This is a genomic window from Gryllotalpicola reticulitermitis (assembly GCF_042651345.1).
In the GTDB taxonomy this organism is placed as follows: Bacteria; Actinomycetota; Actinomycetes; order Actinomycetales; family Microbacteriaceae; genus Gryllotalpicola; species Gryllotalpicola reticulitermitis.
Genome location: NZ_JBHSCN010000022.1, coordinates 1 through 12,159 on the forward strand (window position 1 = coordinate 1; position 12,159 = coordinate 12,159).

Here is a 12,159-nt window from a genome sequence, read left to right on the forward strand (position 1 = left end):
ACACGAGAGACCTCCGTGGGTTCGAGCTGGCGAACTAGACAGCTCCAACTCGACCCCGGAGGCCTCTCCTACGTCAACAACGATCCGGGTCAGTACAGCTAGCGCAGGTACCGGTCGATGGCGCGCGCCGCGTCTCGGCCGGCGCGGTTCGCTCCGACCGTCGACTGCGACGGGCCGTAGCCGATGAGATGCACGCGCGGCTCGGTCGCGACCTGCGTACCGCGCACGGCGATGCCGCCGCGTGCGTTGCGCAGTCCCAGCGGCTCGAGGTGGGCGAGGGATGCCTTGAACCCGGTCGCCCAGAGGATCGCGTCGACGGGCGTCGCCGAGCCGTCGGCCTCGCGCACGCCACCTGGCTCGATGGCCCTGAACATGGGGCGCCGATTCAGCACTCCGCGCTCGCGCGCCGCGATCGCGTACGGCAGCCACGCGAGCTGCGTGTACGACACCACGCTTCCGGTGGGGTTGCCCGCCTCGGCATCGGCGGTGACCTTCTCGATCACCTCGCGCCCCTCGACCTCGGGTGTGAAGTCGCCGTCGCGGAAGACCGGCTCGCGCCGGGTGTACCAGAACACGCTCGCGTGCCGAGAGATCTCCTCCAGCTGCTGCAGCGCCGAGATGCCGCCGCCGACGATCGCGACGCGCTGCCCGGCGAACTCGGCCGCGCTGACGTAGTCGCGGGTGTGCAGCTGGCGCCCCATGAAGCTCTCCTGGCCGGGGTAGTGCGGCAGCACCGGGTTGTTCCAGGTGCCGGTCGCGTTGACGATCGCGCGGGTGCGCCAGGTTCCGGCATCCGTCTCGACGAGCAGCTCGCCATGCGGGTCGGCGTCGGCGCGGGTGACGCGCGCGACGGTGACGCTGCGCAGGATCGGCAGGCCCATGCGCGCCTCGAACGAGGCGAAGTAGCGGGGCACCGCAGTGTCCGCGGGCTCGTGCGGGTCGATCGGAGGCTTGGGGTGGTCGGGCAGGTCGAAGATGCCGTTGACCGTCGCCATCGTGAGCGATTCCCAGCGGTGCCGCCACGCTCCGCCCGCGGCGAGTTCGGCGTCGAGGACGACGAAGCCGCGATCGGATGCCTGACCCCGGGCGTCGGTGAACCCGCGCCTCTTCAGGTGATAGCCGGCCGAGAGGCCCGCCTGCCCGGCGCCGATCACGACGACGGCCGCGTAGCGCGCGGGCGCGCTGCCCACGGCATCCGTCACAGCGCGCTCACGCAGCCGCAGCCTTCCCCAGGGACACCTTCGGCCCTAGATCTGCAGCTCGGCTGCGACGACCACCGCGTTGTTGAGCGGAAGCGCCGCGTAGCCGACCGCGGTCCTCGCGTGCGCCCCGACCTCGGGGCCGAAGAGGTCGAGCACGAGGTCGGAGAATCCGTTGATCGCGTTCGTCGTCTCGCCGTAGCCGCTGTCGGCGTTCACCATGCCGCTGACGCTCACCCACGACGTGATGCGATCGAGGTCGCCGATCGCGCGCCGCACGCTTCCCAGCACGGAGAGCACGGTTGCTCTCGCCGCAGTGGTCGCGTCGTCGAGCGACACCTCGGACGGCACCTTCCCGAAGGGCCCGATGAGCCGGCCGTCTTCCCCCTGCGGCGAATGGCCGGACACGATGACCCGGTTGCCGACCACCTTCACCCAGTCGAACGAGAACGCGAAGCCGGCGGGCGGTCGAGCCGGCTGCGGCAGGACGAGTCCACGTTCGGCGAGCCGATCATCGATAACGCTCACGCGTCTGATTATCCCGCCGCGCGCGCGAGCGAGGTCGTCGAACCGCGCTCGATCAGCGCGGTTCGGACCGTGACCGAGCGACTGCGCGCCGGGGCGCCGCTCAGCTCGTCGAGCATCATGCTCGCGGCGAGCGCACCCTGGGCGTAGGGGTCCTGCGCGAGCGTGGTGAGGTCGAACACGTCGGCGAGCGGATGATTGTCGATGCCGATCACGGACAGCTCGCCCGGCACCGAGATGCCGAGTTCCCGCGCGGCGAGCATCGCGCCGATCGCCATCTCATCGGATGCCGCGAACACGGCCGTCGGGCGCTGCTCGACGTCGAGCATGCGCAGCGCCGCCTCCCGGGCGTCGGTGATCTCGAAGGCGCCCGTCACCGTCCATTCGGGGCGCACCTCGAGGCCGGCCGCCTGCATGGCCCGCGCGTACCCGGCGCGGCGCCGCTGCGGCACGCGCTTGTTGAGCCCGCGCTCCTCTTCACCCCCGAGATGTCCGATCGCGACGTGGCCGAGCCCGATGAGATGCTCTGTTGCGGCGCGCGCCACGCCGAACTCGTCGACGCCGATGTGCCGCAGCCCCCGCACCGGGCCGCCGACCACGACCGTCGGGTAGCCCAGCGATGCGAGCTGCTCGCGCTCGGTCGCAGTGAAGTCGAGGCAGAGCGCGATGACAGCGTCGACCCGCTTGCGCAGGATCGAGCGGTGGAATACGCGCTCGCGGTCCTCACCGCGCACCCCGAGGTTGAACAGGATCGTGTCGTAGCCCATCGGCCGCAGTTCCGCGTCGATGCCCTCGAGCACAGAGGTGTAGAACCACCGGCTGACGTTCGGCACGACGACGCCCATCGCCATCGTGCGGCCCGTGGCGAGCCCCGATGCGTTCGATGAGGGGACATAGCCGAGCCTGTCCGCCGCTTCGCGGATGGACCGCCGCGTGTCCTCCGACACATTCGGCAAGCCGCGCAGCGCGCGCGACACCGTCGCCATCGACACGCCGGTCACCCGCGCAACGTCGGCGATTCCGGTCACCGGTATCACCCCTTAGCCTCATCGTCGCTTCGGGCGGGCGACCGCGGCATGGTCATCCTCCCATACGCGGTGCCCGCCCGAAGATCGATTCAGGTCAGCCCTTGACGGCGCCGGAGGTCAGGCCCGAGACCACCGATCGCCGGAACACGAGCACGAGGATCGCGATCGGGACGACGGCCACCGTCGACGCCGCGAAGATGATGCCGTACGGCGTCACATGCGGCGTGCCGAACAGGGCGATTCCGACCGGGATCGTTCGGAACGAGTTCGCGCTGTTGAACGAGAGCGCCATCAGGAACTCCGTCCAGCAGGCGGTGAACGCGAAGATGCCGGCCGTGAACAGACCAGGCAGGGCCATCGGCAGCACCACCGACCACACCGTTCGCAGCGGTGACGCGCCGTCGATACGGCTCGTCTCCTCCATCTCCTTGGGCACGCCCATGAAGTAGTTGCGGAGGATCCAGATCGCGAACGGCAGGTTGAGTGCCGTGTAGGGCACGATGAGCGCCTGATAGCTGTTCAGCCAGTTGACCTCGCGCATCAGGAGGTAGAGCGGTGCGATCAGCGCGATCGCCGGGAACACGCTGATCATCAGCAGCGCCACCAAGATCGGCAGCTTGCCGCGGATCGGCATGCGCCCGAGGGCGTAGCCCGCGAGAACACCGAAGGCGAGCACGAGAACCGTCGTCGCGATCGAGACGATCAACGAGTTCACGATGTACGTGCCGAAGGTGTAGCTGCCGAACGCGGATGCGTAGTTCTCGGTGCTGACCGGCGACGGGAACAGCTGCGGCGGCTGGGCGGCCACCCCGGCCGTGTTCTTGAAGCTGGTCGCGATCATCCAGTAGATCGGCGCGAGGACGAACAGAATGATGGCGCAGACCGCGATCCACAACCCGGTCTGACCGGCCTTCGAACGACGAGCGCTCATCGTCAGTCCTCCCCGCTCTCGGTGACCTGCGACCTGAACACCCGCAGGAACAGCAAACAGCCGAGTACCACCAGAACGGCGGTCGTCGTGGCGACCGCGGCCCCCGGCCCGAACTTCAGGTCGGTGAACATCACCCGGTAGCCGAGGATGGCGAGCGAGGTCGTCGCATTCTGCGGGCCGCCCTGGGTCAGGACGAACGGCAGGTCGAAGACCCCGAACGCCTGCAGGATGCGGAACAGCACGGCGAGCGCGATGGTCGGGCGTAGCAGCGGGAGCGTAACGGTCCAGAAGGTCTTCCACCCGCTCGCGCCGTCCACCTCGGCCGCCTCGTAGACATCCCGCGGGAGCATGACGAGCCCCGCGAGCACGATGATCGTGACGAAGGGCGTCGTCTTCCAGACATCCGCCACGATCATTGCGGCGATGCTCGAGACCGGCGTGCCGAGAATGACCGGCGAGCCGAGCCCGAGTGCGTGCAGGATGCGGTCCGCGATGCCGTAGGTCGGATCGTAGATGTAGCCCCACAGCGTGGCCGAGATCACGGTGATGAGGGACCACGGAATGAGCAGGATCGCCATCATCCAGCCGCGGAATGACTCGAGCCGCTCGAGGACGAGCGCGATCAGCGTGCCGAGGACGATCTCGATCGTCACCGTCACCACCGTGTACCCGACGGTGAACGCGAGCGCGTACTGCCAGACGCTCGCCGAGAACACCGTCGTGTAGTTCGACAGCGTGAAGCCGTCGATGCTGAATCCGCTGCCCAGGACGTTGACGTTCGAGAAGCTCATGATGACGGAGAAGACGATCGGGAAGATCGTCACTGCGGCGATGACGATGAGGGCCGGGGCCGAGAAGCCCCAGCCCAATCGGGCCATCGCGCGCTGGTAGGAGTTGCGGCGGGGAGGGCGGGCCGCCCGCGCGCCGGAACCCGGCGCACGGGAGGCCCGCGCTCGCTGCGGCACAGTGCCGGCGGTGACCATCTGGCGCCTACAGCCCGCCGTTACTCACTGCCGAGTCGATCTGGCTGCTGGCTTTCTTGATTGCGGCCGACGGTGACTGCGACCCGGCGAGCACACCGTTGACCGCCTGGTAGATCGCCTGGCTGACCTCGGGGTACGCCGGCGAGTTCGACGGACGCGCGATGAGCTTGGTCTGCGGCACGATCGCCAGCACGGCGTTGCTCGCCTTGACGCTCGCGTCGGTGCGCACGGCCTCGTTGGTCGGAATCTCGCTGAACTGCGTGGCGATGATCTTCTGCGCCGTGGCGCCGGTCATGAACTTGACGAAGGTCAGGTCAGCGGCGACGTTCTTGCTGTGCGGGTTGACGTACAGGTTCCAGCCGCCGATGTTCGAGTACCCGGTGCCCGACTGACCCTGGAAGTTCGGCATCGGAGCGACGCCGACCTTGCCCGCGACCTTCGAGCCCTGGCCGTTGGCCGAGGCGTATGCGTAGTCCCAGTTGCGCAGGAACAGCGAGTTGCCGTCCTGGAAGGTGTTCATCGACTGGGTCTCCTGGTAGGTCGAGACCGCCGCCGGAGCAATGCCCTGCTTGACGAGGCTCTGCTCGAAGGTCAGCGCCTTGACCGCGGCGCTGCTGTCGAGCGCGGACTTCTTGCCGTCACTGCTCAGCACCTTGCCGCCGGCATCCGTCAGGAACTCCATGTAGTCGCAGGTGGCGCCTTCGTAGTTCGCGCCCTGGAAGACGTAGCCGTACTGCACCTGCTTCTTCGACTGCGCCACCTTCGCGTCGCTCACGACCTGCTCCCACGTGGTGGGGACGGGCAGGTTGTCGGCCTTGAGGATGTCCTTGCGGTAATAGAGGAAGCCCTGGTCCTCGAAGAACGGGGCGGCGTAGACCTTGCCGTTGTAGGTCGCGCCGGCCACGAGTCCGCTCGCGAAGGTGTTCCAGTAGCTCTTCGGCAGATACTGCGAGAGCGGCAGCGCGAGCTGGTGCGACGCGAACTGCGCCGGCCACACCACGTCGCCGAGGTAGACGTCGGGACCGGCGCCGCCTGAGATCTGCGTGGTCAGGGTCGCACGGTTGGTGTCGGTGTCCTGCGGCGCCTGGATGTACTTCACCGAGATGCCGGGGTATTCCTTCTTGAACTCGTTGATCAGGATGACGTTCATGTCCTGGCCGCCGACCATGCTCGGCCCCGCCCAGAACGAGATGGAGCCCTTCGTGGCGTTGCCGGAAGGCTTGCTCGAGCCGCTGTTCGACGTTGAACTGCTGCCGCTGCCACTGCTGCAGGCGCTCAGAGCGACGACGGATGCCGCCGCCATCGCGATCGCCGCGATCTTGACGGAACCGCGCCGCCGTGGCGCGTGGCTCCGACCGAAAACGGTCTGAAACATGGTTGTGATGCCTCTCTCGTCGTGCCTGGCGATGACGGTCACGTGAGCTACACGACAACGTCGTCGCGAGGCGATTTTGTGCGGCGCACCGGCATACCGCTGTGCGGCGATGTGCCGGGGTGCCGTGCACACATCCGATCCGCTTTGGTGAAAACTCCTCGTCGAGTTCGGTGACAGCGGTTCTTCTGTGGACGGCCTTGATGTGCCTCGCGAGAGAACGTATAGCACCCCCATGGGGAACTGCAAGCGTTTGACGGGAACGCTTGCATAACGCGGCCGGCCTAGCTGAGAGCCACTTCGTGACCCGACTCGGCCGAGCGGTAGCAGGCGTCGATGATCTCGGCGCGCTTGAGGCCGAGCGACCCGTCATGCTTCGCCCACTCGGCCGCGCCTCGACCGATCGTCTCGACGAACTCGCGCACGACCCGGTCATGGCCGCCGTTCTCGCTCGGCGTCGCCTGGTAGTCGGCGTTCTCGCCGTCCTTGGTGCGGAACACCGTGAACTGCGTCGTCTCGTAGTCGATCACCCGGAGTTCCGCGCCGCCCTTGGTGCCGTACACGGTCATCCAGTACTCGTTGTTGTCGGCGCGATACGCGTCCCAGCTCGCCTCGACGGTGACGGTCGCACCGTTCGTCAGGCGGATGAACGCGATCGCGATGTCTTCCACGTCGAACCCCTCGATGGCCTGGGCGCCGAGCTCGGCGTAGGTCGACGCGGAAACGGTCGCGACCTCAGGCTCGCCGAGCAGGTGAAGCACGTAGTCGATGACGTGCACGCCGAGGTCGAGCAGGGGGCCGCCGCCGGCCTGCGCCTTCTGCGCGAACCAGCTCGAGCCGGGAATTCGCGCCCGGCGCAGCCAGCCCGCTTTGGCGATGTACGGCGTTCCGAGCTCGCCGGACTCGATGATGCGCCCGAGCTCGGAGATATCGCCGCGCAGGCGGTGGTTGAACACGACCTGCAGCACGCGGCCCGAGACACGCGCCTGCTCGACCATCGCGCGGGCGTCAGCGAGGCCGGCCGCGATCGGCTTCTCGGTCAGTACGTGCAGGCCGCGCTCGAGCGCCGCGATCGCGATCGGCGCGTGCAGGAAGGTCGGCGTCGCGATGCTGACCGCGTCGAGCTCAACCGCGTCGAGCATGTCCTCCCACCGGTCGAACGTCGCGGCGATGCCGTATTCCTTCTGCAGGTCGGCGACGCGGTCGGTTTCCATGCCCGCCAATGCGACGATGTCGACGCCGGGCAACGCGGCGTAGCCCTTGAGGTGCTGCTGACCGGCCCAGCCGACACCGACGACTCCCACTCGCAGGGCGCTCATGCCTGGACGAACCAGTCGCGAGCCGGGTTGCTCACTTCAGGCATCCGCTCGAATCCGGGCGCAGGTGCAGCCCAGCGGACGGCATTGGCGAGCACGGCGCGCACGTCGGCGTGGTGGTAGACGGGGTATTCCTGGTCGCCCGGGCTGAAATAGAAGATCTTGCCGTGGCCGCGCCGGTAGGTGATGCCGGATCGGAAGACCTCGCCGCCCGAGAACGAGCTGACGAAGACGAGCTCGTCGGGAACCGGCACGTCGAAGAACTCGCCGTACATCTCCTGCTGGCCGATCGCGAGCGGCGACGGAATGCCCGCGGCGATCGGATGCGTCGGAGCCACCGTCCATACGAGCTCGCGCTCAGCCTCGTTCCGCCACTTCAGCGAGCACGTCGTGCCCATCAGCTTGCGGAAGATCTTCGAGAAGTGCCCGGAGTGCAGCACGATGAGACCCATGCCCGCGAGCACGCGCTCGTGCACGCGCTCGACGACGTCGTCGGCGACGTCGGCGTGCTTCATGTGCCCCCACCACAGCAGCACGTCCGTCTCCGCCAGCGCCTCGGCGCTGAGCCCGTGTTCGGGCTCGTCGAGCGTTGCGGTCCGGATGCTCGCCTCCGGCAGCCGTGCGGCCAGCCCCTCGGCGATCGCACCATGGATGCCGTTGGGGTAGATGGCCGCGATCTCCGGTTGGGTCGTCTCGTGGAAGTTCTCGTTCCAGACAGTGATACGCAACATGCCGTGATTGTTCCCTCTGCTTGCGACGCGAATTGCCGGCGACTCTGCCGGCGAAGTATCACCCACCCAACACCAGTCGGTGTGCGCATCGCTACCCGTGCCGGCGCCGCCCCCTCGTCGGCGCGCCCAGGGTTCTGTACATTACGCATGACCTCACAATCGAAAGCGCACCATGAGCCACCGCCCCGCCACGTTCACCCCCATCGATGCCGATTGGACGGTGACTCCGATCGCGGGGCCCCTGCCCGCCGGGTTCCCGAGCGGCCCCATCGCGGCCGTCGTCCCGGGCGTCATCCACACTGACCTGCTGCGCGCCGGTCTCATCGCCGATCCTTTCGACGGCGACAACGAGGCGGCGCAGCAGTGGATCGGCGACACCTCGTGGCGATACGCCGCGAACTTCGAATGGCATGACGACGGCAGCGCGCGACATGACCTCGTCGCTTACGGGCTGGACACGGTGGCGACGGTCCTGCTCAACGGCCACGAGATCGCACGCACCGAGAACCAGCATCGCTCCTACCGCTGGCCGGTCGGCGCGTGGCTCGTCGACGGCGAGAACGAGCTCCTGATCGAGTTCGCGGCTCCCGTTCCTGAGGTGACGGCGCGCGCGGAACGCTATGGTGCCCTGCCGCGGGTGAACCACCATGAGTACAACCAGTTGCGCAAGACCGCGTCCCACTTCGGCTGGGACTGGGGCATCGACGTGGCGGGCGTCGGCATCTGGAAGGCGATCGGCATCGACTCGTGGTCGGGCGTGCGGGTCGCGTCGGTGCGCCCGCTCGTCGCGCTCGACGCGGACGGAACGGGCGTGCTCACCGCGCACGTCGAGCTGGAACGGGACGGCACCGGCGTCGACAACGAACTGGCCGCGGTGGTCGAGGTCGCCGATGAGAGCCACGCGATCACGGCGGTCGCAGACGTGAGATCGGATGCCGGGGACTTCGCCGTCGAGGCGCGAGTGCCCGACGCGGCGGTGTGGTGGCCAGTGGGCCACGGAGAGCAGCCACTGTACGACGTCACCGTGTCGATCGGCGACGCCCGCTGGGCCGGCCGCGTCGGCTTCCGCAACGTGCGAGTCGACACGGCGCCCGATGCGGCGGGCCGCCCGTTCAGGCTGTACGTGAACGACGAGCTCGTGCTGGTGCGCGGCGTCAACTGGATCCCCGACCACGCGTTCCTCACCGAGGTCGACAGCGATCGATACGCGCGGCGCCTCATGGACGCAGTCGAGGCGAACGTGAACCTCGTCCGGGTGTGGGGCGGTGGCATCTACGAATCCGACGAGTTCTACGCGCGCGCCGATGAGCTGGGGCTGCTCGTGTGGCAGGACTTCCTGCTCGCCTGCGCCGCGTACGCCGAGGAGGACCACCTCGCGCACGAGATCGAAGCGGAGGCCCGCGAGAACATCACGCGGTTGTCGCAGCATCCGTCGCTCGTGATCTGGAACGGCAACAATGAGAACATCTGGGGCTACGCCGACTGGGGCTGGCCCGCGCTGCTCGGCGACCGCACGTGGGGCGACGGCTACTACCGGGGCCTGTTCCCCGCCCTTGTGCGCGAGCTCGACCCGACCCGTTTCTATTCGCCGGCGTCGCCGTACAGCTTCGGCGACTACCTGCACCCGAACGACGAGCGCAACGGCACGATGCACATCTGGGACGTGTGGAACCGCGAGGACTACACGACCTACCGCGCCTACACCCCGAGATTCGTCTCGGAGTTCGGGTTCCAGGGTCCGCCGGCGTGGTCGACCCTCACGCGCGTCGTGCACGATGAACCGCTCGACCCCTATGGCCACGAGATGCTCGTGCACCAGAAGGCCAACCTCGGCAACGAGAAGCTCGAGCGCGGCGCCCGTGGTCACCTGCCTGACCCGACGTCGATCGAGGCGTGGCACTGGTCGACCCAGCTGAATCAGGCGCACGCGATCCGCTTCGGGGTCGAGCATTTCCGTTCGCTCACGCCGCACAACACCGGTACCGTCCTGTGGCAGCTGAACGACAACTGGCCCGTGGTGTCCTGGGCCGCGGTCGACTTCGACGAGCACCGCAAGCCGCTGTGGTTCGCGATGCGCGACGCTTATGCGCCGCGGCTGGCGACGATCCAGCCGCGCTCGTCGGCTGCGGCGATCGAGGCGGCATTCGAAGGGTCCCGGCCAGCGCAGGACGTGCTCGCGCTCGTCCTCATCAACGATACGGATGCCGCATTCGACGGCGCGTTCGAGGTGAGTCGCCAGAGACTCGACGGGACCGTGCTCGCGCAGAGCTCGCTGGCGGCGTCGGTGCCGGCCCGAGGCTCGGTGACGATCGAGCTGCCGGCGGAGGTGCGCGACGTTGCCGACGCCGCGCACGAGGTGATCGTCGCCCACGCTGGTGCCCAGAACTCGGGATTCGAGCCGGCGCTCTGGCACCCCGCCGAGGTGGCCGGCCAGGGTCTCGACGTGGAGGCGCTCACTGCGACCGCGGAGCAGATCGACAGCGGCTACGCCGTGACGGTGACCGCCCGCGCTCTCGTGCGCGACGTGTTCCTGCAGGTCGATCGCGTCGACCCCCGCGCAACGGTCGACCGCGGGCTCGTCACGTTGCTCGCCGGCGAGTCGGCCCGCCTCGAGATCGCCACATCGGCTCAAGTGGACCCGGCCGTGTTTACGCGCTGGCCCGTGCTGAGCAGCGCGAACAGCTTGCACGCCGGGCGCCCGGCGTAGCTGACGGAGTGGGTGCAGGCACGACCATCGTGCCTGCACCCACTCCGCCGAGGGTCACATGCCGGGGATCGGCGTGATCTCGAGGACTTCGATCTGGCCACCCATCGCAGTGTGCGGGTGCCCGTCCAGGATGCTCTGCAGCGTGGCGAGGTCGTCGGCCTGAAGGATGGAGTATCCGCCGATGCTCGCGTCGGCACCCGCGCTGGCGGGCTTCGTGGGGTTGCCGAAGTCGACGATCGCCGAGCCGGCCTTCGCGGCCCACTCGCCCCACGCCGTGGTCATCTGTTCGGTTTGTTCTGCCGTCGGCTCCGGCATCGCGGCCATCGCTGCGGGGTCGGCACGGTACAGCACCAGGAACTGCGTCATCGCACACCCTCCTCGGGTTCTCACGCCCGTGGCGGGGTGCCACGGGCGCTGCTCAAGCTAGTTCCCGCCGCCACAGAACCGTCGAAGAACGGGTGACGGCGGGACCCAGGGGATGACGAGAAAGGCCCTACACCGCGGGGGGCACGGTGTAGGGCCGAATGGTGACCGTCAGATCAGTCGGCCATGTAGGTGACGTCGAAGCTCGCGGTCGCGGTGCGCGACTCGCCCTCAAGGATCGAGTCGGAGATCTTGGCGACCGCCTCCTTGTCGAAGCTCGGAACGATGGTCACACTTGTTCCGTCGTGGGGTCCAATGGTGTCCCACTTCCAGACGGTCCGCGTGCTGGAGGTTGTGATGGGGCCCTCGGATGTCAGAACATCGATGCTCTGCGCCGAAGCCTGCCAGTTCTGAATGGCGGTCTTAAGCGAGATAGGTGATGCAAGCGTTCCGAGGTCGACAGTAGCGATTCCCGAGGTGCCCGGCTCGTCGATGTTGTCGACCTCAACGATCGCGCTGATTCGGGTTGCCGCGGCCACATCGGCGCCTACGGTGCCGTCAACGGTGAACACGCCGTCCCAGTTCGCCGCCGCATCTCCGGTGTTCGAGAGAATCCACCGCTGACCCTTGCCGCCGTCGACCCCACCATCAGCTAGAGCCTCGAGGTTGAACGGCGTGCCGCTCACCACGAGGTTCGGCATGGCGACGTGGCTTCCCTGCACGGTGGACTTGTTGTCGCCGATCGAGGTGCGCAGGGTGTCGAGCGCGCCGACGCCGACCACACCGGCTGCCAGCGCCACCACGGTGCCCACGATGAGGGCGCGCTTCTTGCGCGACGGCTTCTTGCCTGCGTCTGACGGGGTCGTTACCTGCTGGTTCATGAAGTCTTAGTCCTTCGTCTGTCGAGTGCTGACCGCGAGCAGTCACACGCGGCGGTTCATGCCTTCGAAGGTATGAGCGCAGGCGTCGCCGAAATCGCCCCTCTGCGTGGAAACACGGAGGCG

Annotated in this window: 12 protein-coding genes; 2 read left to right on the forward strand and 10 right to left on the reverse strand. The window is 67.9% G+C overall.

Annotated features, from left to right (window positions below; all coding sequences use genetic code 11):
* Positions 1–98: 98 nt before the first annotated feature.
* From ACFOYW_RS17470 to ACFOYW_RS17495, 6 genes are all read right to left on the reverse strand, one after another.
* The gene (locus ACFOYW_RS17470) at positions 99–1,202 is read right to left on the reverse strand and encodes an NAD(P)-binding domain-containing protein (protein ID WP_390232007.1); all 1,104 of its coding nucleotides are present in this window, start codon (positions 1,200–1,202) and stop codon (positions 99–101) included.
* 45 nt (positions 1,203–1,247) lie between these two features.
* On the reverse strand, positions 1,248–1,727 hold the full coding sequence (locus tag ACFOYW_RS17475) for a RidA family protein (protein ID WP_390232010.1): 480 nt from the start codon (positions 1,725–1,727) through the stop codon (positions 1,248–1,250).
* 8 nt (positions 1,728–1,735) lie between these two features.
* A complete protein-coding gene (locus tag ACFOYW_RS17480; protein WP_390232013.1) occupies positions 1,736–2,752 on the reverse strand; it encodes a LacI family DNA-binding transcriptional regulator in 1,017 nt (338 codons plus the stop codon).
* Positions 2,753–2,846: 94 nt separating this feature from the next.
* Entirely contained in the window at positions 2,847–3,683 is an 837-nt protein-coding gene (locus ACFOYW_RS17485) for a carbohydrate ABC transporter permease (protein WP_390232016.1), read from the reverse strand.
* A 2-nt stretch (positions 3,684–3,685) separates the two neighbouring features.
* Positions 3,686–4,561, reverse strand: a complete 876-nt coding sequence (locus ACFOYW_RS17490; RefSeq protein ID WP_390232019.1) for a carbohydrate ABC transporter permease — start codon at positions 4,559–4,561, stop codon at positions 3,686–3,688.
* 112 nt (positions 4,562–4,673) lie between these two features.
* The gene (locus tag ACFOYW_RS17495; RefSeq protein ID WP_390232022.1) at positions 4,674–5,816 is read right to left on the reverse strand and encodes an ABC transporter substrate-binding protein; all 1,143 of its coding nucleotides are present in this window, start codon (positions 5,814–5,816) and stop codon (positions 4,674–4,676) included.
* On the opposite strand from ACFOYW_RS17495, the gene ACFOYW_RS17500 reads away from it, so the two are divergent.
* Positions 5,815–6,036, forward strand: a complete 222-nt coding sequence (locus tag ACFOYW_RS17500; protein WP_390232025.1) for a hypothetical protein — start codon at positions 5,815–5,817, stop codon at positions 6,034–6,036. The two genes, ACFOYW_RS17495 and ACFOYW_RS17500, sit on opposite strands and share 2 nt — an antisense overlap.
* A gap of 286 nt (positions 6,037–6,322) precedes the next feature.
* Here the strand turns inward: ACFOYW_RS17500 and ACFOYW_RS17505 are convergent, their stop codons facing one another.
* Together ACFOYW_RS17505 and ACFOYW_RS17510 are read right to left on the reverse strand one after the other, a co-directional pair.
* On the reverse strand, positions 6,323–7,357 hold the full coding sequence (locus ACFOYW_RS17505; RefSeq protein ID WP_390232028.1) for a Gfo/Idh/MocA family protein: 1,035 nt from the start codon (positions 7,355–7,357) through the stop codon (positions 6,323–6,325).
* The gene (locus tag ACFOYW_RS17510) at positions 7,354–8,085 is read right to left on the reverse strand and encodes a ThuA domain-containing protein (protein ID WP_390232031.1); all 732 of its coding nucleotides are present in this window, start codon (positions 8,083–8,085) and stop codon (positions 7,354–7,356) included. The genes ACFOYW_RS17505 and ACFOYW_RS17510 overlap by 4 nt, the downstream gene beginning before the upstream one ends.
* 172 nt (positions 8,086–8,257) lie before the next feature.
* Here ACFOYW_RS17510 and ACFOYW_RS17515 point away from each other — a divergent pair, with 172 nt between their 5' ends.
* Positions 8,258–10,792: a glycoside hydrolase family 2 protein gene (locus tag ACFOYW_RS17515; protein ID WP_390232034.1), complete on the forward strand. Its 2,535-nt coding sequence runs from the start codon at positions 8,258–8,260 to the stop codon at positions 10,790–10,792.
* Positions 10,793–10,846: 54 nt separating this feature from the next.
* Here ACFOYW_RS17515 and ACFOYW_RS17520 read toward each other — a convergent pair whose 3' ends face one another.
* Positions 10,847–11,158, reverse strand: coding sequence for a YciI family protein (locus ACFOYW_RS17520; protein ID WP_390232036.1), 312 nt, complete (start codon positions 11,156–11,158; stop codon positions 10,847–10,849).
* A 173-nt stretch (positions 11,159–11,331) separates the two neighbouring features.
* A complete protein-coding gene (locus ACFOYW_RS17525; protein ID WP_390232038.1) occupies positions 11,332–12,036 on the reverse strand; it encodes a hypothetical protein in 705 nt (234 codons plus the stop codon).
* Positions 12,037–12,159: the final 123 nt, after the last annotated feature.